Consider the following 22,479-nt stretch of genomic DNA (forward strand, 5'->3'; position numbering starts at 1 on the left):
CGGCCTCGACCGCAATCTCGATTTCGGGAAAGCCCGGGCCGTCAGGCCGCGTCGGGAGGGCGTACAGCCGCAAGCCGCAGCGGTACACGCGAGGCGTCATTGTTGAGCTCGACGAGCTGCGCGAGCATCCGCATGAAGATCTCGCGATCCGCAGGCAGGAGCGGAGCGAGGATGCGCTCCTGGGCACGCTGCGCCAGCGGCTCGGCCTCCCTCAGGACGCGCTCGCCCTTTGGCGAGAGATGCAGCACCTTGATGCGCTTGTCGTCCTTGCTGCCCGAGCGCAGGATCAGCTCCTTCGCCTCCATCCGCTCCAGCACATTGCCGAGCGTCGAACGGTCGAAGGCAACGAGGGCCGACAGGCGGGTCGCGTCGATGCCGGGATTCTCGCGCACCGTGACCAAAGCTGCGTACTGGACGGGCGTCAGATCGAGCGGCGCGCATTCCTCCAGAAAGATCGAGACGGCAATCTGCTGGGCGCGCCGAATGAGATGGCCAGGTTTGAGATAGATATCATCCATCGACATCGTCGCTTTGCCCTAGTGAAACAGCAGCAGGTCTCGCCGCTCGAATGTCCGCACTTTAGGTTGTTGATCAGCCCGCACGGGCGAATATTGCCCGGCCGGATCGCCCGTTTCCGCTATAGATCGTATGCTTTCATTCCGTAAGCGGTCAAACTGACCTCGGCGCTCCCGTCGCGTCGCCCGCGCAAGCGCTGCCGAGGCGAAGTCCGACATCGCGGCGCCCGCGGCAGTTCAAAGCGCCCCCGGTATCCCGACCATCCAATCGCGTCCCCCTGCCCTGCCCGGGCCGAACGGCGCGATGCCGATACCACCGGCCGGTTGACAGTGAATAATCCGCGCGTATCCTGTTAATCAGTATACGGACGATCCGTCAGAGATCGAAAGGATGGGAGGATGGCGCTGTGATTTCCGGCTTCGGGAATCCGCGGTGCCGCATGCAGCTTCGCATCCTCATCGATCCCTTCCGATCGTCTGCGCGCTGGCACGGCAGAGCGACTGCTATCCAATGGCTGGCCTGTAGAACGCTGCGATCAAGGCGAGGAGAGACCGACCTATGTGCACCTCGGACCATGGCAACCACCCCATCGCCGTCGACCTGGCCGACACCGCCACGGCCTCGGTCGCGCCCTCCCCGGAGATCGTCGCGGACCTCGTCGCAGCCAACCACATCCTGTTCGATCAGGGCGTCGTCGATGCGTTCGGCCATATCAGCGTGCGCCATGATGGCCGGCCCGATCGCTTCCTGCTCGCCCGCAACATGGCGCCGAGCCGGGTCGCGGCCGAAGACATCGTCGAATTCACGCTCGATGGCGAGGCGGTGAACGCGGCTGGCCGCAAGGTCTATCTCGAACGCTTCATCCACGCCGAGATCTTCCGCAGGCGTCCGGACGTGATGGCCGTGGTTCACAGCCATTCGCATTCGATCGTGCCGCTCAGCGTCGTCAAGGGCACAAGGCTCAAAGCAATGTTCCATATGGCCGGCTTCGTCGGCCAAGGCGCGCCCGTCTTCGAGATCCGCGAGGCCGGGGGCGACGCGACCGATCTGCTGATCAGCAGCAATCATCTCGGCCGCGCGCTTGCCGAGCATTTCGACGGCCACGACATCGTCTTGATGCGCGGCCATGGCTCGACCGTGGTCGGCGGCTCGATCAAGCAGGCGGTCTACCGGGCCGTCTATGCCGAGCTCAACGCGCGCTATCAGCTCCAGGCGATGCAGCTCGGCGAGGTCACCTATCTCACCGAAGGCGAAAGCCGCGCCTGCGTCGCGAGCATAGAGGCGCAGGTCCATCGCCCCTGGGAGATGTGGCTCGAACAGGCCCGCGCCCGCCGGCGCTGACGGCATCCGGCTCGACCCAGAGCAGGATGCGAAAAAGTGGGCACCGGTTTTTCGCAATCGATCCTGCTCTCACTCCCGGGATGAGAGACGGATTCAGATTTCAGACGGGATCACGAAGTGACCCCGTCTGAAATCATCCGGCTCTCGCGCCTCGATCATCCCGCCTCGTTTGAAGGGGCCCTCCATGCAATTTCATCTCAACGGTTTTCGAACCGGTGATCCCGCCATCTGCGAGCCTGCCAGCGATCTCGCGGCTTCCGCGACAAGTGCTTGCTCGACAAGTGCTTGCTCGACGAGCGCTTCCTTGCCGGGTGAGGTCGACGTCCTCATCGTCGGCTGCGGGCCGGCAGGCTTGACGCTGGCTGCGCAATTGGCGGCCTTCCCAGAGATCACGACACGGATCGTCGAGCAGAAGCCCGGACCGCTGGAATTGGGGCAGGCCGACGGCATCGCCTGCCGCACGATCGAGATGTTCGACGCCTTCGGCTTCTCCGAGCGTGTCCTCAAGGAGAGCTACTGGGTCAACGAAACGGTGTTCTGGAAACCCGACGCAACCCGGCCGGAGCGCATCATCCGCAGCGGCAGGATCCAGGATGTCGAGGATGGCCTCTCCGAATTCCCGCATGTGATCCTGAACCAGGCGCGGGTGCATGATTTCTTCCTCGACGTCATCAGGCGCTCGCCGCGCCGGCTGGAGCCGGATTACTCCAGGCGCCTGCTCGATCTGCAGATCGACACGAGCCGTCCGGCCGCTAGCGGCGCTCCATCGCATCGCGTGACCGTGCAACTGGAGCGGCTCGATCCCGCCCATGAGGGAGAGATCGAGACGGTCAAGGCGCGCTATGTCGTCGGCTGCGACGGCGCGCGCAGCACTGTGCGCAAGTCGATCGGGCGCAGGCTGGATGGCGATTCCGCCCAGCAGGCCTGGGGCGTCATGGACGTGCTCGCCGTCACTGATTTCCCGGATGTCCGGCTGAAGGCGCTGATTCAGTCCGCAGCCGAAGGCACGATCCTGATCATCCCCCGCGAGGGCGGCTATCTGATCCGGATCTATGTCGAACTCGACAAGCTTAGCGAGAATGAGCGGGTCGCGAGCCGCAATATCGGGGTGGAGCATCTCATCGCCGCGGCACAGCGGATCCTGCGGCCCTATAGATTCGAGGTGAAAGAGGTCGCCTGGTGGTCGGTCTACGAGATCGGCCAGCGTCTTTGCGACAAGTTCGACGATGTGCCGGTGGGTGAGGTGGAGCAGCGCCTGCCCGCCGTCTTCATCGCCGGCGATGCCTGCCATACACACAGCCCGAAAGCCGGCCAGGGCATGAATGTCTCGATGCAGGACAGCTTCAACCTGGGCTGGAAGCTGGCCGCGGTCCTGCGCGGGCAATGCCGGCCGGAACTCCTGCACAGCTACTCGGCTGAACGCCAGGCGATCGCCAGGGAGCTGATCGATTTCGATCGCGAATGGGCGAAGATGCTGAGCGCGCCGCTGAAAACCTCGCAAACCGGGGACGGCGTCGACCCCAAAGATGTCGAAGCGTATTTCGTCCGACATGGCCGCTACACAGCGGGAACCGCGACCCGCTATGCGGCCTCGGCCCTGATCGGCGAGCCGAGCCATGCCGGCCTGGCGACGGGGTTTCCGATCGGCGCGCGCTTCCATTCCGCGCCGGTTGTGCGCCTTGGCGACGCCAAGCCGGTCGAGCTCGGCCATGTCGCTGAGGCCGACGGCCGCTGGCGCCTCTATGCCTTCGCCGACAGGGCAGATCCGTCCTCGGCAACGTCGCGGCTGCGGGCGCTTTGCGAGTTCCTGGCGGCCTCGCCTGCATCGCCCATCCGCCGGCATAGGCGGCTAGGCGAGGATATCGATGCGGTCATCGACCTTCGCGCGATCCTGCAACAGGCGCATCGCGACATCGCGGTGGAGACGCTGCCTGGCCTGCTCCTGCCACGCAAGGGCCGGCTCGGCCTAGTCGACTACGAGAAGGTGTTCTGCCCCGACTTTCGCAGCGGTCACGACATCTTCGACCTGCGCGGCATCGACCGCGAGCGTGGTTGCCTGGTGATCGTCAGGCCGGACCAATATATCGCGCATGTCCTGCCGCTGGACGGCTTCCGCGCATTCGAGGATTTCTTCGCTGGCGTCCTGCTTGACCAGCCGGATTCGTGTGGAGAATCCGCCTAGAGCCGCTTCCGATCCATTTGGAGCGTTCAAGGCTCCTGCTCTTCGTTTTAAGGCGTTTTCTTCACGCGAACCGGTATCCGCTTCGCTTGAAAACGCTCTAAGAGTCCTCTCTGTTTGGAAACTCCGCGAGCCCTCATCCTGAGAGGCTGGCCGACAACGATGCCCCGTTTTCAAAAGCCTGAACATTGCGGACAAACGCGCCGTCATCCCGGACAAGCCGCGTCAGCGGCGCCGATCCGGGAGCCATTCCGGAGCGCCAGAGCCGGATGACTTCAGACGGAATCACGGAGTGATCCCGTCTGAAGTCTGAATCCGTCTCTCGTCAAAGAGTGAGAGCAGGATCAATGCGAAAAACCGGTTCCCACTTTTTCGCATCCTGCTCTTGCGAGTGAGGTTCCGGAATGGATCCCGGGTCTCCTTGCAGTCGCCCGGAATGACGGCGCGTTTCCCGAAATTCCAACCGACTGAAATCCTGGCTCAGATTATCGGCAAATTGCGGCTTTGCCAGCAGTTGCGAGCAGAAGCTGCTTATCTTTGCCCGCTGTTGAAATATCAGATATCTCATATTAGAAACCACCCGGCGGAAAGATCGCGGAGGCCAGCATGGATCACGGCGAGCGCGTCACCCCGGTCCAGCCGATCTTCCTCATCAATCTGCGCGACCATGTTCACGAGAATCTGCGCAAGGCGATCATTGCCGGCCGGCTCGTCGACGAGGAGCGCTTGAACGAGCGCGATCTTGCGCGCGATCTCGGCGTCAGCACCACGCCGCTGAAGGAGGCCTTGCGACAGCTCGAGACTGAGGGCCTGGTGCGGACGGAGCCGCGGCGCGGCGTCTTCGTGACCTATGGCCCACAGCAGGCCGAGGAGATGTCGCTCGCCCGCGCCGCTCTTGAAAGCATGATCGCGCGCATGGCGGCCAAGCGCGCCTCGCTTGCGGATGTCGACGCCTTGCGGGGTCAGGTCGCCGATATGGAGACCGCGACGCGAAGAGGCGATGTCGAAAGGCTGATCGAGCTCAACGAACTCTTCCATGGCCAGATCCATGAGGCCTCGGGCTGCGAGTATCTGCGGCGTCTCCAGAGCCGGCAGCAGATCTACGATCATACGACGCGCGTCGGCCTGCTCCAGGACGCCGATGAGCGCGGCCGCGCCTTCGCCGAGCACCGCGCCATTCTCGAGGCGATCGCGCTGGGAGACCCCGATTCCGCCGAACGGATCATGCGCGATCACATCGTCCGATCCGGACAGCGCCATATCGAGACGGTTTTCGGCCGTGCCCGGCTGGACGACAGACAATGAGGATAGGCCGGCTCGGAAGGACGCTTGCTCGAACCTCGGCCTCATCGGCGCCCGGCGATGGCGTCAGCCGTCGCGGACGGAAAAGCCATTCGCCACTGAGGAAAAGGCTCGCGGCATAGCAACGAAAACGAGAAGCCCATCATGGGCCCCCGACGGACGAGCCAACGCCCGCGGACCAATCTTCCGATGTTCCAGAAAGGGTGGAAACATGACGCATGACATTTCCAGACGGCATCTGATCGGCGGCGCGCTTGGCGTATCAGGGCTTGGCATGGCCGGGCTCGGCGGGCTCGCCGTGAATCCCGCTGCAGCCCAGGTGGTGAAGCCCAAATCCCCGCTGCTGCTGAACGTGGTCGACGCTGCCGGCAACCTTGCCCTGACACAGCCGGCCTTCGACAATTACCGCAAGGCCAATCCCGAGCTCGTCTCGCGCATCGCCTTCACCAAGGCTCCGGCGCCCGAGCTTCCGAGCAAGATCAAGGCCCAGCAGGGCGCAAACCGCGTCGACATCGATCTTGTGATCATCGGCCCCGATGCGCTCTCCGCCGGCCTCGCCGACGACATCTACTACGACCTCATCGGCGAGCAGGCGAAGAACCTGCCCGATCTCCAATCGATCTATCTCGATCCCGCCTGGCGCATGCAGGCCCTGGCCAAGGGCCGCGGCGTCGTCATCAGCTATTATCCGTCCGGTCCGCTGCTGGAATATGCGCCGGCGCGCGTCAAGACGCCGCCGACCACGGCCGAGGAACTGCTCGACTGGGCCAAGCAGAACCCCAAGAAGTTCATCTATGCGCGCCCCGCCAATTCAGGGCCCGGGCGGACCTTCCTGATGGGGCTGCCCTATCTGCTTGGAGATACCGATCCGAAGGATCCGGTCAAAGGCTGGGACAAGACCTGGACCTATCTGAAGGAGCTGCACAAGCAGATCGAGTATTACCCGACCGGGACCGGCGCCGTGATGAAGGAGTTCGGCGACGGCACGCGCGACATGATGGTCACCACGACGGGATGGGACATCAATCCGCGTGCGCTCGGTATCGTGCCGAAGGAGGCCAAGATCCAGACGCTGAAGGGGTTCCGCTGGGTGGTGGACGCCCATTATCTCAGCATCCCGAAGGGTCTCCCGGCGGAGCGCATTCCGATCCTGGTTGACCTGATCTCCCACATGCTGAAGAAAGACCAGCAGGCCTATGCCTATGACGAAGGCTATTTCTATCCCGGCCCGGCGGTGAAGGACGTGCCGCTCTCGATGGCGCCCAAGGCAAGCCAGGACACGCTCGCCGAATTTGGCCGGCCGGAATACGACAAGCTGATCGCCGACAATCCCAAGGAACTGCCGCTCGAGCCCGTACAGCTCGTCCAGGCCTTCCGGCGCTGGGATGAAGAAATCGGCTCCAAATAACGGCTGCGTCTCGCATGACCGCCGAGTCTTGTGTGACGGTGGTAACTTGCCTCGCCATGGAGCGTCCGCCGTCGCGGCGGGCGCCTCCGCGCAATCGCATTCCGCGCGTGCCATCATGCCCGTCACAACTGCGCATCGTCCTGAACGGCGCCTTGAGAGGCACACGCCCTGTCTCCATCGCGAGGTCGCGTCTCCGCGCCGACCTCGCCCGCATTCTCACGGATATCGGCCCATGAAAATCACCGCGCTCGAAACCATCCAGCTCCCCTACCTCAAGAACATCCTGTGGCTGCAGATCCATACCGATGAGGGGTTGATCGGCCTGGGCGAGACCTTCCGTGGCGCGGATGCGGTCGCGCGCTATCTGCATTCCGACGTCGCACCCCTCCTCATCGGCCGCGATCCGCTGGAAATCGACGCGATCTCGAAGCTGCTGATTGAGACCTATGTCGGGTTCCGCTCCTCGGGCGTCGAGATGCGCGCGGCGTCGGCCGTCGACATCGCGCTCTGGGACCTCTTCGGCAAAGCGACGAACCAGCCGATCCACCAGCTGCTCGGCGGCCTCTCGCGCCAGCGCATCCGCACCTACAACACCTGCGCCGGATACACCTACAACAAGAGCGGTGCACGCCGTTACATCGGTGCCGGCGACCAGGCGGCGGAAGGTCCCTATGAGGACCAGATCGCCTTCCATCGCGATGCCGGCGCATTGGCGCAAAGCCTGCTGGAGGAAGGCATCACGGCGATGAAGATCTGGCCCTTCGACCCTTACGCGGTCGAAAGCGGCGGCAACTTCATCCACCGGGCCGATCTCGACAAGGCGCTCCTGCCCTTCCGCCAGATCCGCGACGCCGTCGGCGACAGGATGGAGGTGATGGTCGAGCTGCATTCGATGTGGGACCTGCCATCGGCACTGGCGATCGCTCGCGGCCTTCAGGAATTCCGGCCGTTCTGGGCGGAGGATCCGATCAAGATGCAGGACCCGGACGCACTCGCCATCTATGCGCAGCGTTCCGGCTTGCCGGTCTGCGCCAGCGAAACCGTCGCAACCCGGTCGCAGTTTCTCGAACTGCTGCGCAAGGGGGCAGCCGACTACGTCATGCTCGATGTGTCATGGTGCGGCGGCTTGAGCGAGGCCAAGAAGATTGGCACGATGGCCGAAGCCTTCCAGCGCCCGGTCGCGCCCCATGACTGCACCGGCCCGGTCGTCTTCGCCGCCTCGATCCATCTCGCGATGAACCTCCCCAATGCCATCTTCCAGGAATCCGTCAGGGCCTATTACAGCTCCTGGTACCGTGACCTCGTCACGGTGATGCCGCGCATCGAGGACGGACACGTCTATCCCTTCGCGGGCGCTGGGCTTGGCCTCGAACTCAGCCCCTACGTGCTCGAACATCCCGAGGCGATCATCCAGAAGACAAGGCGAGCCGATCTGTGATCGCCTTCCGCACGCTCTCTGCCCTCGGCTGTCGCGTCGGCGAATGTCCGCTTTGGGACGAGCGGCGCGAAATCCTCTTCATCTGCGACGTGCTGGCACCGGCGATCCATGGCATCGCGCTGGACGGCACGCGCACAGCGAGCTGGAATTTCGAGCAGCCGGTCGGGTCCTTCGGCCTCACCGAGAGCGGCCGGCTGATCCTGGCTCTCGGGCGCGAGCTCGCATTGTTCGACCCCGACAGCGGCAGCCTCAGCCGCTTTGCCGGGACGCCCGAGCCTGAGACCAACCGCCTCAACGACGGCAAGGTCGGGCCCGACGGGCGCTTCTATCTCGGCAGCATGGATGACCGCCCGGAGAAGGAGCCGCTCGGTGTCGTCTACCAGGTCTCGGCCAATGGGGCGGTCAAGGCGATTTTCGGAGGGATCAAGATCTCGAACGGCCTCGCCTGGTCGCCGGATGGCCGCGTCCTCTATCACAGCGATTCACGCGGGCCCACCATCGACGCCTATAATTTCGACCCGCAGACCGGCGAATTATCCGGCAAACGCCGCTTCGCGACGCTGGACGATGCGACAGGACGGCCCGATGGCGGCGCCTGCGATGTGCAGGCTCATTACTGGAGTGCCGGGGTCACTGCCGGCATGCTCAATCGCTTCGCCCCGGATGGGACGCTGGTCTCGCGCCATCCAGTGCCCTGCAAGGCACCGACCATGCCGGGCTTCTGCGGACCGGGATTGCGGCAATTGGCGGTGACATCGCTCAGCATCAGCCCCCTGCCCGGCCCGGGCGATGGCGACCTGTTCATTGCGGAGGCTCCCGTCGCCGGCGTGCCGATTGCGCGCATGAAAGGGCTTTGAGGATGGCTCCGGTATCACGGCATCACCCGACGGAGGCCGGCCATGTGCTGCTGACGGGCGCGTCCGGCACCTTGGGACGCGTGCTCGCGCCGGGCCTCAGTGCCGCCGGTCACCGCTTACGTCTCAGCGACCTCCTGCCCTTTCCCGATCCTATGCCGGGCGGAGCGCGTTTTGCGGCCGCCGACCTCACCGACAAGGCAGCTCTTGCGGCTGCCTGCCCCGACGACGTGACCGACATCGTGCATTTCGGCGGCATCAACACCGAAGCGGACCCTGAGGCGATCCTGCGGGTCAACATCTGGGGCACGCTGAATATCTTCGAGCTGGCGCGCGAGCGCCGGGCGCGCGTGATCTTCGCCAGTTCAAACCATGCGATCGGCTTCTATCCGCGCACGCAGCAACCGCTTGCGATCACCGACCCCTGCCGGCCGGATGGGCATTACGGGGTCTCCAAGGTCTATGCCGAGGCGCTGGGCCGGCTCTACCATGACAAGCACGGCATCGAGAGCGTCCATCTGCGCATCGGCTCCTGCCTGCCCAAGCCGCTGGAAACGCGGAACCTCGCGACCTGGCTGTCCTATCCCGATCTTGTTCGCCTCGTGCTGGCCGCGCTGGCCGCGCCGGAGGTCGGCTATGGCGTCGTATGGGGGATTTCGGCCAATACGCGCCGCTGGTGGACAGGCGACGACGCGCATCGGATCGGTTTCGTGCCGCAGGACAATGCCGAGGACTTCGCTGATCAGGTCGAGCCGGAGGCAGGCGACGCGGTCACCCGCCGCTTCCAGGGCGGCTCTCATTGCGGCATCGGCTATAGCCGGCATCGCTGAGCTGGGAGAGCGACATGTCGCGGATCACGCTTGCGGCCCATGGCTATGAACTCGCCGTCAATCCGGATTACGGCGCCAACCTCACCGCTCTGAGCTGGCGGCATCCCGACGGCCGGCTGATCGATATTCTGCGCGGATGCGACGACACCGCGCTCATCCCAGGCGAACCCTCGCCCGTCGGCTGCTTTCCGATGGCGCCCTTCGCCAATCGCATCGATCGCGGCAGCTTCAGCCATGCCGGCCGCGACTACGCGCTGCCGATCAATCGGCCACAGGAGAGATGTGCGATCCATGGGTTCTCGCGCTTCGCGCCATTTGAGATCCTGTCCCAAAAGGACGGCGCGATCAGCCTGCTGCATCGTCATCGCGGCGATGTCTTCGCCTATGATCTGGTGCAGGACATCGTCATCGACGCCCGAGGGGTGGCGGTGCGGCTTGCCGTGACCAATCGCGGCGCGGCGATGCCTTTTGGGCTCGGCCTGCATCCCTATTTTCGGCTGGAAGCGGGCGCGAGACTGCGCTTCTCTGCCGCTCACCGCTCGCAATCCGACGACCGATACCTGCCCGTGCGCTTCGTTTCGGCGCAAACCGAGCCCGATCTCGACGGCGGCATCGCGCTTTCGGATGTCGCCGGCTTCGATGCTCACTATTCCGGTTGGGAGCCGCGGCTCGTCGCGCTGGAACGGCCGGGCGCGGGCCTCTCGATCAAGGTCAGTGGCGAGGAGGCCTTTTCAAACCTGCATCTTTATGTCGGCCCTGATCGCGATTTCGTCTGCATCGAGCCGGTCAGCCATATCCCGGACGCCCATAATCGCAGTGACCTCGCGCAGCATGGCAAACTCGCCGTGCTTGGACATGGCGAGACCCTTGCCAGGACAATGCGGGTCTCTGTGTTCGCGATGAACGGTCATACCAACGGCCGCTGAGGCTGACTTATGGCTGAGGCGTCGGGAAAGCCTGCAGGGCTTTGGCGCGCGCCTCATCGAGAGGCGCGGGGAACCCTTCTCCTGTAAGGAGAAGGGCAGGGATGAGGTGTCGGCCCCTGGACCAGTAGAGCGCAAAGCCATCCGCACGCGGCGGTGAGGCCGCGCCCCAGCGGATGACGGCCTACACCTCACCCTGCCCTCTCCTTACAGGAGAGGGTTCTCTGTCGAGGCTCCATCGTCATTGCGAGCTTGGGACGGGCCTTCACCACAAGGCCCTCCTGCACGCTACTGAAGATGCGGCTTTCTCAGAAAGCTGCCGCGGTCGGCCGACTTCACGCGCAGCCAGGTTTCACGGCCATTGCGGACGACCCTGATGGGAACCTCCGATCCTGCCGGCCCGCTCGCCCAGACCTTCCGGTAGAAATCGGCCAGGCCATCGATTTCGCCATCGCGAACATCCGAGATGATGTCGCCGGGACGCATGCCGGCCTGGGCCGCGGGGCCTCCCTCAGCCACGCTCATCACCACGACCTTGCCGTTGTTCTCGGCCGAGAAGGCACCGAGCCAGGGGCGTGGCGGCTTGTCGACATGGCCCCGGGCGAGCAGATCGTTCAGGATCGGCGGAAGCAGATCGATCGGCACGATCATATTGACCTCCGAGATCTCCTCGCCCCGGCCCATTTGCAGGTGCAGCGAGCCGATGCCCAGAAGCTTGCCGTCCGCTCCGATCAGCGCGGCGCCTCCCCATGACGGGTGTGCAGGGGCGATAAAGATCGCCTCATCCAGCAGATACTCCCAGTAGCCGGCGAATTCCTGCTTGGCCACAATGTTCGCCCGCACCACTTGACCGATTCCGTCGGCCAGGACGACGGGGTCGCCTATTTCGGCCTCGGTCGCGGCGCCGAACTCGATGGCGGGCAGGTCGAGCCGATCAAGCGCCTGCACCAGGCCGAGGCCCGTTTCCTGATCATAGGCCAGCGCATGCGCGGGAACCACGCGGCCGGCCTGGGTCGTCAGCCAGACATCCTCAGCCTCGGTAATCAGATAGCCGATGGTGAGCACCAGCCCGTTGTCCCGAATGACCACGCCACTGCCCTCCCTCCGGGTGCCCAGGGCGGCAGCCGTGAAGGCGTCTTCCGGGATCGAGGTGCGAACGCCCACGATCGATTGCAAAGCCGGGCCGAAACTCATCATTCCATCCTGAAAGGAGGCAGTGCCTTGCGCAAGCCGCGCGCAACTGCAGAAGCTGGATACGCCTGTTGAAAGCTATGCAGCGGCCTCGTCATCGCAAGGCCTTGGAGGGAGATTGATCTCCTGCTCTCCTGAGAGCCCGTTTGGAAATTCCAGCCCTCATTCTGAGGAGCCGCGAAGCGGCGTCTCGAAGAATGCTCCAAATGGTTCCGGAACCTCCTGGAGCATCCTTCGAGACGCCATTTCCGAGAAAATGGCTCCTCAGAGGCTGGCCGATAGCGATGCCGCTGTTTTCAAAAGCCTGAACATCAAGGAAAGGCGCACCGTCATCCCGGACGCAGCGGAGCGGAGATCCGGGATCCATTCCTGAGCGCTTGCGAGTGAGGTTCCGGCATGGATCCCGGGTCTCCTTGCAGTCGCCCGGGATGACGGCGCGTTTCGAGACGAGATTCCAACCAACTGAAATCCTTGCTCGCATTATCGGCCACGCTCTCAGGATGAGGGCTCGCGGAGTCTCCAAAGGGTCTCTGGGCGATTCTCTGCGCCGGCTTGCGCCGGCGGCATCGCTTCATGAGGGGAGAAGGCCCTCCCCGCGCTCGAAACCCCGCTCAGTCCGCCCAGCGCATGCGGTTGAGGAACAGGCTTTCGTTTGGCGTCGGGGTGAACTGCAGCGGCTTGGCGGCGCCGTAACCCGCGACGGTCTGGTAGAGCGGCACGACCGGCAAGGTTGCAGCAACCGTTTCGTGGAGCTTCCGGTAATCGGCGAGCCGTGCCGCCGGATCGAGCGTCGCACGGGCGCGGTCGAGCAAGCCGTCGACCTCCTTGTTCTCGGTGATCGTCCAGCCATTGCCGGAATGGAACAGCTGGTAGAGCGCGCCGTCGGCATCCTGGCAGGCACAGGACGAACGGCTGATCGCCAGCACGGGCGAGTCGACGGGGCCGCGCTGGGTGCGTTGCAGGAAGCTCGGCGTGTCGACCATCTCGATCGTCACGTCGAGCCCGACATCCCGCAACTGCTGCTGGATCGCCTGGACGACGCGCTGATCGAAGAACGGCGCGGTGGTGAGCGGAATCGAGACCTTGGCGGCAGCCCCGGCCTCGGCGACAAGCGCCTTGGCGCGCGCCGGATCGTAAGCAGGGCCGGTGATGCCCTCGGCCCAGCCGAAATGCGCCGGCGTCAGCATCTGGGCGATCGGCTTCTCCTGCCCGCTGAGAATGCCGTCGATGATGCCCTGCTTGTCGACGGCTCGCGCCACGGCTTCGCGTAGCCTGAGATTGTCGAAGGGCGGCCGGTTCGGGTTGAGGCGCAGATAGGCGAGGCGCTCGGTCAGCGCCGTCAGCGGCTTGACCCGCTGCGAGGCGGTGAATTGGGCAAGCTGGTCGCTGTCGAGCCCCACGGCAAGGTCGGAGCTGCCCGCCTGGAGATTGGCGACGCGTGTCGCACCATCCGGCACCGCCCGGAAGAGCACGGTCGGAAACGGACCCCTTGTACCCCAATAGCCATCATTGCGCTTCACCGTGACGGCGACGCCGCGTTGCCAGCTCTCAAAACGATAGGGACCGCTACCGACCGGCTTCAGATTGAAGGCGTCGTTGCCGACCTGCTCGACGACCGCCTTGGGTACGATCGAGAGCTTCACGAGCTGGGCGAGCAGAGCGGGATAGGGACCGTCTGTGACGAGCTTGACCTCGGTCGCGGAGAGCGGAACCGCCGCGATGATCTTGTCGAATTGCCCGCGCTGCGGACTCGCAAAGGCCTTGTCGGTGATGCGCCTGATGCTGAAGGCGACATCCTCGGCGGTGAGTTTGGAACCGTCATGGAAGGTCACGTCGCCACGCAGCGTGAACAGAACTTCCGTGTCGGACAGGTTGCGCCAGGCGGTCGCGATCTCGGGGACGATCTGCCCGGCATCGTCGCGCGTGACGAGATTGTCGAAGATGTTGCGGTAGACGTAGTAGCTGTCGGGATTCCACTGAACCTGCGGATCAAGCGTCGAAGGCTCGGCTGCGAGGTCCACCACGAAACGGTCCGCCCCCGCAAGCGCGGGTGTTGTTGCCGTGGCGAGCACTAGGCCGGCTGCGACCAGCCATTTGCAAACCTGCGTCATCGATCGGTCCTTTTTAAAACCGGAGCCGGCCAGATGCAAAGGCGGGTGGCCAGGGCGTGCCGCTATTGTGGTGCTGGACCCGCGTGATCACAATTCCATTGTGAGATCTCGTCATGGGAGGATTTCTCCGCCGCACACTCTCTCCGGGATGGTTCACCCCCGCCGGGATCGCGTGACGATGCGGCCGTTGCAGGCTCGATCATGATCAATGCTGCCGCCATCGGCCGTCTTCCGCTGACTTCACGCCGCAATCGCGCGCTTCAGGTCGCAGGAGCGCGCCTGGCTCCATGTTGCGAGCCGGAACGAAAACGGCCCCGCATCACTGCGGAGCCGCCTTCCATCGGGAGCTATGGGTAGCTCAACCTAGGATGTCGCAAGTCTGGCCAGAGCTGGCCAGCAGCGAGCGACATGACTGCCTTACGGCATTCAGATGGCCTGGGCCACTGTCAATCGCGGGCCAAATGGTAGCGCGGGAGCAGATGGTTGGCTCTCATGCAACGAGGCGTACGGCGAAGCGACGATCAGTCGATCATCGCCACCAAGGTGCACGACACATAGCCGCTCAGAACCTTGTTCATTTTGGCGTCCGTGACGCCGCCGCCGCGCTTGATGCACATCAGGCGAGCAATCAAGGTGTCAGACATACCTGTCGACTGGCCAATCTTCGTGCCGCCTTTCAGGAAGCGGACCGACGTAAATTTTGCCCCGGCTGGAATTCCTGCCTCGACGAGGACGGCTTTCGTCCATGTCGCGATGTCGGGCAGCGTGATCGTTATCTCGGCCATTGTGTCTCCGTTTCAGGACTGCCTATGACACAACGGGCTCGGAGCACCAACGAAATATGCCTTGCCGTTGACTCTCCCGGCTTGGACCCTGCTCGACGACGCATGATGAGAGATACCCGTTTGGGAGTCTGAATCACCCGCCTGGGCGCTATTGGCGAACGTCCGCGGCTGTTATGATGGATTTCGGCAGCCCGAGCTTAGGTCCGCTGTCGCACAACTATAGCCGACATAAGCCCGCATGCAGTTGGGCGCCTTCCGGTCGAAAACCACCCGACGCGCATGATCATATGCCGGTCTCGCATAGGCTGATCTTGCGAGGCCTCAAACGGATGGCGGGGGATAGCGATGTTGGAAACGGACAAGGTCTTCGCCGGCTCGCTTCCGGAAAACTACGACCGCTATATGGTGCCCTTGATTTTCGAGCCGTTCGCCGCAGACCTGGCACGACGCGCAGCGTCCTTGTCGCCGAGCGCCGTCCTGGAAATCGCCGCGGGCACCGGGGTCGTCACCCGCGCATTGGCGCCAAAACTATCCGCCAGTGCGAGCTATGTTGTCACCGACCTGAACCAGCCGATGCTCGACTACGCCGCCTCGCGGCAAGCTCCCAATGGACGCATCACATGGCGCCAGGCGGATGCTTTGGCGCTGCCGTTTGAAGATGCGGCCTTCGACCTGGTGTGTTGTCAGTTCGGCGCGATGTTCTTTCCCGACCGCGTATCTGCCTACCGGCAAGCAAGGCGTGTCCTGAAGCCCGGAGGGCATGTCCTGTTCAACGTCTGGGACCGCATCGAGGAGAACCTGTTTGCCGATGATGTGACGAATGCCCTCGCACGGCTCTTTCCAGAGGATCCGCCGCGCTTTCTGGCGCGCACGCCGCATGGCTACCACGACACAGCCCTGATCCGCAGCGAACTGGAGGCGGCAGGGTTCTCCGATGTGGCGATCGAGACGAGAGCCGAGCAGAGCCGTGCAGCCTCGCCGCGCCTTCCCGCCATTGCGTATTGCCAGGGAACTCCCCTTCGCAACGAGATCGAGGCCAGAGGCGCGGGACAGCTGAATGCGGCAACCGACTGCGCCACATCCGCAATTGCAGACAGACATGGCAGCGGCGAGGTCGCCGCCAAAATTCAGGCCCACGTCATCCTGGCCGTATTCTAGAGCGTTTTCTAGCGGGCCCTGGAGCAGATAACGGCTGCCTGAGCGCGTCTATTCCGCCGCGAGCGCCAGCCGGCGCAGGCGCAGCTCGGGATGCTCGTGGAAGGGCTGCAGCGGTGTCATCCAGCGGCGCAGGGTCTCCGCCGCCTCGATCCGCGCCGAGAACGGGTCCTTGCCATGGACGGTCCAGGTGATCGCGCCGTCGAGTTCGAGCAGGCCCCAGGCACCGGCCGGCTCCGGCAGGGTGGTGAAGCTCTCGGTCAGCGATTGCAGCGTCAGATGCGGGATGCCGTCGACGGTCGTCAGCGTGTTCCAATGGACATGGCCGGAGAGGCAGACGACTGGGACCTTAGCCTGCCGCAACACGGCGCGCGCCCGCTCCGCGCCGGGATAGGTCGAGAATTCGGGGTTGCGCTCGAAATAATAGTTCCCGATCTGGCCATGACCGGAGATCGGGACATGGCTCATGATCGCGAGCGGGCGGTCGGCGGCGTTCACGGTCGCGGCGAGCCAGAGCAGATCGGCCTCCTGCAACACGAAGCCGCCGGGACGGTGGATCTTCGAATCCGCGGCCCAGAGCACGAGCCGCCAGTCGCCGAGATCAATGATGCGATGGCCGAGCGCCTGGCCCAGGATCGCCTCGTTCTCGGCGACGCTGAGATGGTCGCGGTCGTGATTGCCGCAGAGATGGAAGCGCGGCGCGGCGATGGCCGAGAACGCCTCGGCGACCTCCTGCTCCAGCCGCAGATCGGTCGCTTGGTCGCAATCGGAGATGCGGTCGCCGAGATCGATCACGGCGTCGGGCCGTGCCTCCGCGACGAAGCGGCGGAACTCCGCCATCAGCGGCAGGGCGTGGGCACCCATCTTGGTGAAACTGTTTTCGCCGTGATGGATATCGGCGACGAAGGCGAGGCGAAGGGCTTTGGCCATGGCGGGGCTCGGAAGGGTTGGAGATGGCTGGGACAAAGGTGCAGCCGTCATTGCGAGCGAAGCGAAGCAATCCAGGGGCAGTCGAGCGAGCCTTCCTGGATTGCTTCGTCGGCTGCGCCTCCTCGCAATGACGGCGTCAGGCGGTGTCAGCGGGCCGCCAGCGTCACGCGGCCGGCGCGGAAATCGAGCACATAGGGGATGTGCCCGGGCAGGGGCCGCCAGGCGAGCGAGCGCTTCATGCCGTAGGACTCGTAGGGCTGGTAGAGCGGCAGCACCGGCGGGTCGTTCTTGATCATCTGCATCAGCCCGGCATAGGCCTGCTTGCGCTCTGCAAGATCGGTCGAGTAGCGGAACTTCTCCCACAGCGCGCTATAGGCCTCATCGGCCTTGAAGCGGCCTTCCGAGGCGGAGTTGCCGGTCGGCGCCCACATGATGCCGAAGGAACCGGCGGGATCGGGGAAATACATCGGGTTCGACCAATTGCGCGCCATCATCGAGGGCTCGGAGCCGGTCCATTGCTCGGTGACGTTGAGCTGGGTCTTGACGCCGACCGCGCCCCACATCTCCTGGATCGCCTGCGCGGCGAGCAGGCCGTTGGTGTAATAGGCGGCCTGAGTGTCGAAGCGGATCGGGAAACCGTCATAGCCCGCCTCCTTCAGCAGGGCCTTGGCCTTGGCGGGATCATATTCGAAGGTGTCGAGCTCCGGCATGTAGAGCGGGCCGAACTGCGCGAATGTATGGGAGGTCGGCACCTTCGCCTTGCCGAACCAGAGCGCCTCGTTCAGCGTCTTGCGGTCGATGGCGTAGGACAGCGCCTGGCGCAGCTTCGGATTGGCCATCTTCGGGTTCTGGGTGTTGAAGATGACGACGTGGAAGAGCGGCGTCTGCATGCCCTCGACCTTGAGCTTGGCATCAGACGCGATCGGATCGAGCTGGTCGGGCGGGATATTGGTGATGAGGTCGACCTCAGCGTTCTTCAGCGCCGTCAGGCGGCCCGAGAGCTCCGGAATGCGCTGGACCGTGACCTTCTGGAACGGCGCCTTCTCGCCCCAGAAGCCGTCGAAACGCTCATAGACCAGCTTCTGGTTGGGCACGAATTCGGTGATCTTGTAGGGGCCGGTGCCGACAGGCTTGAGCGCGAAGGCCTCGAAATCGCTGGGCTCGGCTACATTGGGATCGCCCGTCAGCCCCATGACGTATTTCTTCGGCACGATCATGCCCTGCTGCACATTGAGCAAGGTCTCGAACAGCGGCTCGGGCTTGGTGGCGGTGATCCGTACCGTCTCGGCGTCAACAGCCTCGACCTTGGCCATGTTGGGCAGGGTGTCGCGCTTGCGCACGGCATAGGGCGGGAAGGTCGAGTTGATGATGCGGTCGAAGGAGAAGACCACATCCTCCACCGTCATCGAGTCGCCATTGTGGAAGGTCACGCCCTGGCGGATCTTCAGCTCGATCTGCGTCGGCGAGACCTGCTTCCAGCTCGTGGCGATGCCGGGCTGCCAGACGCTCTCGGCGCGGCTGGCGTCCTTGCCGATCAGCGGATCGAAGGCATTGAAGTAGAATTGCGAGCCGACATTGGAGAAATCGCGGCCGGGATCGAGCCAGGGCGCCATGTTCTGCACGCCGACCCTGAGCTCCTGCGCGGCGGCGAGCCCGGTGAGCGCCGTGGTGGCGAGCGCGGCAGTGAGCGCGGTCTTCAGCAAGGTCTTGAGCATGGTTTTTGCCCTTTCGAGACGAGCGGGAGAGGAAGAGGCGTGGCAGGCAGGCGGGCGTCAGCGTTCGCGCAGCCGCACGTCGAGATGGTCGCGCAGGAAATCGCCGAGCAGCATGGCAGCCAGGCTGACGAGCACGATCAGCAGCGCCGGCACCGCCACGATCCAGGACGCGGAGGCCATGTAGTCGCGCCCCTGCCCGACCATGGAGCCGAGCGTCGCGGTCGGTGGCTGGACGCCCAGCCCCAGGAAGGAGAGCGCGGATTCGAGCAGGATCAGGTTGGAGAAGTTCAGGCTCGCCATCACCACGATGGGCGAGACGATGTTGGGGATCATGTGCACGGTGGCGATGTACCAGCGCGTCGCGCCGGCGGCCCGCGCCGCCTCAACGAAGGGCAATTCGCGCAAGCCGAGCACCTGGGCGCGCACCAGCCGGGCGAAATGCGCCCAATAGGCGATGCCGAGCACACAGATCAGCACCGTGACATCGGTCCCGGCGAGCGCGATGACGAGGAGCGCGACGAGCGTGAAGGGCAGCGACAGCATGATGTCGACGAAGCCCATGATCAGCGCATCGGCCCAGCCGCCGAACAGGCCTGCGACGAGCCCGAGCGAAACCCCGAGCGCAAGCCCGATCAGCGTGCCGAACAAGGCCAGCGCCAGCGTCAGCCTGAGGCCATGGAGGCAGCGCGAGAGCAGGTCGCGGCCGAGTTGGTCGGTGCCGAACCAATGCGCCGGATTGGCGCGCTCGAAGCCGATCGGCGGACGTAAGCGGGCGAGCAGCTTCTGCTGGTCGGGTTCGAAGGGCGCGAGCGCCGGCGCAAACAGCGCGAGAAGGACGAGGATGAGCGCGAGCAGCGCCGCGCCTGCGACGAGGACATTCACGCCCGCCGGCAAGGCGAAGCGCCGACGCGACTTGGGCTGCGCGCGCGGCTTGGGCTGCGGCGGAAAAGCGATATTGGCGTCCAGAATCTTGGCGTCGAGGATATCGGTCATGACCGCTCAGGCTCCAGCCAGGCGCACGCGCGGATCGACCAGCGCATAGGTGAGATCGACCGCGAGATTGACGAGGATCACCGCGCTCGCGACGACGAGAACGCCGAATTGCAGCACCGGGTAGTCGCGCTTGAGCGTCGCGCCGACCAGGAGGTCGCCGACGCCGTTCCAGGCGAAGACGGTCTCGACCACCACCGCGCCCGAGACCAGCGTGGTGATCTGCAGGCCGAGCACGGTGATGACCGGGATCAGCGCGTTGCGCAGGCCATGCTCGAGGATGATCGCGCGCTCTGACAGGCCCTTGGCGCGGGCCGTGCGCATATAGTCCTCGGAGAGGACGTCGAGCATGGCGTTGCGGGTGTAGCGCACCAGCGCCGCGACGAAATAGGCTGACAGCGCGATCGTCGGCATGACGTAATGCAGCAGCGTGCCGGAGCCGGCGCTGGGCAGCCAGTGCAGCGTGTAGGAGAAGACCAGCAGCAGCAGGATGGCGAGCACGAAATTCGGGATGGCGTAACCGAGGAAAGCCGCGAAGAGCACGCCGCTTCCGCCCGGTCGGCCGCGCCAGATCGCCGCCAGGATGCCGGCGGGCACGCCGACACCGATCGTCAGCGCCAGCGTCGCGACCAGCAGCGAGGCGCTCTGCCAGAGCCGCTCGGTGAAGATCGTCGCGACCGGCCGGCGCTCCATCAGGCCGAGGCCGAAATCGCCTGAAAGCAGCGAGCGCCAGAACAGCCAGTATTGCTCGACGACCGTGCGATCGAGCCCCCAATAGGCGATCATCTCGCGCCGCGAGGCAGCGTCGAGCCCTTCCGGCATCAGGAAGTCGATCGGGTTGCCGGTCAGGCGGGTGGCGAGGAAGACGACCGAGACGATCGCCCACAGCGTGATCGCCATCCGCAGCACGCGGCCTGTGAGGAATTCGAGCATGTCTTCCCCCTGCCTGGGTCGCCACGGGACATCGCGTTGTCTGCCCGGCTTCCGCCTCGGGCTGTGCTGCGATGGCGATGTGGTGGCAGCGCTTCATGACAGGACGATGAACTTAGCTCAGTAAATATCAGATTTGACACTGAGATAATCTCAGTTCATGGCTGCGGGCCTCTAGCTGGTGGATTTTGAGATTCGCGCGATGGGCTCGCTTCAGGATGTTCGCGGTTGTCTCGTCGATCTCGACGGAACCCTGGTGCGCGGCCAGCAGGCCCTGCCGGGCGCAAGCGCCTTTCTCGAAGCGCTGGAGGGCCGTTTCGTTATCGTCTCCAACGACGCCGAGCATACGCCGCTGGAGCTGTCGCGCGGCCTGAAGCGGCTTGGCCTGGCAGTCAATCAGCGCCGGATCGTGCTTGCGGGAACGACAGCGCTCGACGAGATCGCGCTGCGCCTGCCGCGCGCCCGCATCTCTATGATGGCGAGCAAGAGCCTGATGACCTATGCGCGCGACCAGGGGCTCGTGCCGGTGCAGACACGACCCGACATCGTCTTCCTCGGGCGCGACCGGCAGTTCTCCTATGAGCGCCTGATGATCGCGGCCAATGCCGTGCGCGACGGCGCCGAGCTCGTCGCCGCCAATCCCGACCTTGTCCATCCCGGCCCCAATGGTGCGATCGTGCCGGAGACGGGCGCGCTGCTGGCGGCTCTCATCGCCTGCACCGGCCCGGTACCGCACCGCGTCATCGGCAAGCCCGAGCCCGCCTTGTTCGAGGCCGGGCTTGGCTTGCTCAAATTGCCCAAGCGCGCCGTCATGATGGTCGGCGACAATCCCGCGACCGATGGCGAAGGTGCGCGGCGCTTCGGCCTGCGCTATTTCGAGATCCGCGACGGGGTGTTCCCTCTCCTGGGAAGCGCCCCGTCCCGTCACGGAAGCACCGGCGCATTGGCCCTGACCGCATGACAGCTGCGAAGCCCGCCTCCAAATCTGCAGAGATTCGCAAGCCTGCGGAGATCCGTAAGAGCCCGTCATCCTCCGGGTTGGAGGGTGCGCTCGATCGCCTGCGGGCGCTGCGCACCAACCTGCCGCCGACCGCCGCTCGCATCGCCGATTTCTTCATCAGTCATGCCGGCGAGGTGGTGCATATGTCGGTCACGGAAGTGGCAGAGCGCACCGGCGCCAGCGAAGGCAGCGTCATCTCGCTGTGCCAACAGCTCGGCGCGCGCGGCTTCCAGCAGGTCAAGATCGCGCTGGCGCGCGATCTGGTGCAGCCAGTCCAGTTCATCCATGAGGATCTCGCTCGCAGCGACGGCACCGGCACGGTGATCGAAAAGATCTTCCGCAGCGATCTTCAGGCCCTGCACGACACCATGAAGGTGCTCGACACCGGCGCGATGGAGGCAGCCGTCGCCGCGATCCTGAAAGCGCGTCGCGTCGAGCTTTACGGCATCGGCAGCGCCGCCCCGATCGCAGAGGACGCGAATTACCGCCTGCTGCGCATCGGCGTCGAGGCCAAGGTGGTGGTCGATTCCCATGTCCAGGCGATCAGCGCCTCGCTGACCGGGCCGGATGTGGCTGTCATCACCATCTCCCATTCCGGCAGCACGCATGAGACCGTGACGGCGACCAGGCTCGCCAAGGAGGCCGGTGCGACGACGATCTGCATCACCAATTTCGGCAAGTCGCCATTGCTCGCCCATGCCGATATCGTGCTGCACACCATGGCGCGCGAAACCCAGTTCCGCACGGAGGCGATGACCAGCCGCATCGCCCAGCTCGCCATCATCGACGCGCTGATCGCCTGCCTGTCGCTGGCCGATTACGACAAGGCCCTGGCGACGATCGGCAAGACCTTCGACGTGCTCTCGACCAAGCGGTATTGA

The 22,479-nt window shown here is 64.6% G+C and carries 19 protein-coding genes; 11 read left to right on the forward strand and 8 right to left on the reverse strand.

What is annotated here, in order from left to right; genetic code table 11:
• Positions 1 to 41 precede the first annotated feature (41 nt).
• Positions 42 to 524 (reverse strand): MarR family winged helix-turn-helix transcriptional regulator, encoded by a 483-nt coding sequence (locus BMZ97_RS25165; protein WP_092176343.1) that lies wholly within the window; start codon positions 522 to 524, stop codon positions 42 to 44.
• 550 nt (positions 525 to 1,074) lie between these two features.
• Here BMZ97_RS25165 and BMZ97_RS25170 point away from each other — a divergent pair.
• The 8 genes from BMZ97_RS25170 to BMZ97_RS25205 all read left to right on the forward strand — a co-directional run bounded on the left by BMZ97_RS25170 (position 1,075) and on the right by BMZ97_RS25205 (position 10,794).
• On the forward strand, positions 1,075 to 1,857 hold the full coding sequence (locus BMZ97_RS25170; RefSeq protein WP_092176346.1) for a class II aldolase/adducin family protein: 783 nt from the start codon (positions 1,075 to 1,077) through the stop codon (positions 1,855 to 1,857).
• A 184-nt stretch (positions 1,858 to 2,041) separates the two neighbouring features.
• Entirely contained in the window at positions 2,042 to 4,039 is a 1,998-nt protein-coding gene (locus BMZ97_RS25175; RefSeq protein WP_092176348.1) for an FAD-binding monooxygenase, read from the forward strand.
• Between the two features lie 603 nt (positions 4,040 to 4,642).
• Positions 4,643 to 5,341 (forward strand): GntR family transcriptional regulator, encoded by a 699-nt coding sequence (locus BMZ97_RS25180; RefSeq protein WP_092176351.1) that lies wholly within the window; start codon positions 4,643 to 4,645, stop codon positions 5,339 to 5,341.
• 271 nt (positions 5,342 to 5,612) lie between these two features.
• Entirely contained in the window at positions 5,613 to 6,746 is a 1,134-nt protein-coding gene (locus tag BMZ97_RS25185) for an extracellular solute-binding protein (RefSeq protein ID WP_244546594.1), read from the forward strand.
• Between the two features lie 232 nt (positions 6,747 to 6,978).
• On the forward strand, positions 6,979 to 8,184 hold the full coding sequence (locus BMZ97_RS25190; protein ID WP_092176356.1) for a mandelate racemase/muconate lactonizing enzyme family protein: 1,206 nt from the start codon (positions 6,979 to 6,981) through the stop codon (positions 8,182 to 8,184).
• Positions 8,181 to 9,041 (forward strand): SMP-30/gluconolactonase/LRE family protein, encoded by an 861-nt coding sequence (locus tag BMZ97_RS25195; protein WP_092176359.1) that lies wholly within the window; start codon positions 8,181 to 8,183, stop codon positions 9,039 to 9,041. The genes BMZ97_RS25190 and BMZ97_RS25195 overlap by 4 nt, the downstream gene beginning before the upstream one ends.
• Positions 9,042 to 9,043: 2 nt before the next feature.
• Positions 9,044 to 9,868 (forward strand): NAD-dependent epimerase/dehydratase family protein, encoded by an 825-nt coding sequence (locus tag BMZ97_RS25200; RefSeq protein ID WP_092176361.1) that lies wholly within the window; start codon positions 9,044 to 9,046, stop codon positions 9,866 to 9,868.
• Positions 9,869 to 9,882: 14 nt separating this feature from the next.
• On the forward strand, positions 9,883 to 10,794 hold the full coding sequence (locus tag BMZ97_RS25205) for an aldose 1-epimerase (RefSeq protein WP_092176364.1): 912 nt from the start codon (positions 9,883 to 9,885) through the stop codon (positions 10,792 to 10,794).
• Between the two features lie 285 nt (positions 10,795 to 11,079).
• Here the strand turns inward: BMZ97_RS25205 and BMZ97_RS25210 are convergent, their stop codons facing one another.
• From BMZ97_RS25210 to BMZ97_RS25220, 3 genes are all read right to left on the reverse strand, one after another.
• Positions 11,080 to 11,985 carry a S1C family serine protease gene (locus BMZ97_RS25210; RefSeq protein WP_092176367.1) on the reverse strand — a complete coding sequence of 302 codons (906 nt, stop codon included), beginning with the start codon at positions 11,983 to 11,985 and terminating at the stop codon, positions 11,080 to 11,082.
• Positions 11,986 to 12,593: 608 nt separating this feature from the next.
• Positions 12,594 to 14,093: an ABC transporter substrate-binding protein gene (locus BMZ97_RS25215; RefSeq protein ID WP_092176369.1), complete on the reverse strand. Its 1,500-nt coding sequence runs from the start codon at positions 14,091 to 14,093 to the stop codon at positions 12,594 to 12,596.
• A gap of 521 nt (positions 14,094 to 14,614) precedes the next feature.
• A complete protein-coding gene (locus BMZ97_RS25220) occupies positions 14,615 to 14,878 on the reverse strand; it encodes a hypothetical protein (RefSeq protein WP_069690505.1) in 264 nt (87 codons plus the stop codon).
• 345 nt (positions 14,879 to 15,223) lie between these two features.
• On the opposite strand from BMZ97_RS25220, the gene BMZ97_RS25225 reads away from it, so the two are divergent.
• Positions 15,224 to 16,036 carry a class I SAM-dependent methyltransferase gene (locus BMZ97_RS25225; protein ID WP_092176372.1) on the forward strand — a complete coding sequence of 271 codons (813 nt, stop codon included), beginning with the start codon at positions 15,224 to 15,226 and terminating at the stop codon, positions 16,034 to 16,036.
• A 48-nt stretch (positions 16,037 to 16,084) separates the two neighbouring features.
• Here BMZ97_RS25225 and BMZ97_RS25230 read toward each other — a convergent pair whose 3' ends face one another.
• The 4 genes from BMZ97_RS25230 to BMZ97_RS25245 form a co-directional block, all read right to left on the reverse strand.
• Complete coding sequence (locus BMZ97_RS25230) at positions 16,085 to 16,963, reverse strand: metallophosphoesterase family protein (protein WP_092176375.1); 879 nt, start codon at positions 16,961 to 16,963, stop codon at positions 16,085 to 16,087.
• Between the two features lie 146 nt (positions 16,964 to 17,109).
• Complete coding sequence (locus BMZ97_RS25235; RefSeq protein WP_092176377.1) at positions 17,110 to 18,678, reverse strand: ABC transporter substrate-binding protein; 1,569 nt, start codon at positions 18,676 to 18,678, stop codon at positions 17,110 to 17,112.
• A 57-nt stretch (positions 18,679 to 18,735) separates the two neighbouring features.
• Positions 18,736 to 19,671, reverse strand: coding sequence for an ABC transporter permease (locus BMZ97_RS25240; RefSeq protein WP_092176381.1), 936 nt, complete (start codon positions 19,669 to 19,671; stop codon positions 18,736 to 18,738).
• A 6-nt stretch (positions 19,672 to 19,677) separates the two neighbouring features.
• Positions 19,678 to 20,601: an ABC transporter permease gene (locus BMZ97_RS25245; protein ID WP_092176383.1), complete on the reverse strand. Its 924-nt coding sequence runs from the start codon at positions 20,599 to 20,601 to the stop codon at positions 19,678 to 19,680.
• A gap of 199 nt (positions 20,602 to 20,800) precedes the next feature.
• On the opposite strand from BMZ97_RS25245, the gene BMZ97_RS25250 reads away from it, so the two are divergent.
• Together BMZ97_RS25250 and BMZ97_RS25255 are read left to right on the forward strand one after the other, a co-directional pair.
• Positions 20,801 to 21,559, forward strand: coding sequence for an HAD-IIA family hydrolase (locus BMZ97_RS25250; RefSeq protein ID WP_092176386.1), 759 nt, complete (start codon positions 20,801 to 20,803; stop codon positions 21,557 to 21,559).
• Positions 21,556 to 22,479 (forward strand): MurR/RpiR family transcriptional regulator, encoded by a 924-nt coding sequence (locus BMZ97_RS25255; RefSeq protein ID WP_092176389.1) that lies wholly within the window; start codon positions 21,556 to 21,558, stop codon positions 22,477 to 22,479. The genes BMZ97_RS25250 and BMZ97_RS25255 overlap by 4 nt, the downstream gene beginning before the upstream one ends.

It is taken from the genome of Allobosea sp. OK403, assembly GCF_900113835.1.
Lineage (GTDB): Bacteria > Pseudomonadota > Alphaproteobacteria > Rhizobiales > Beijerinckiaceae > Allobosea.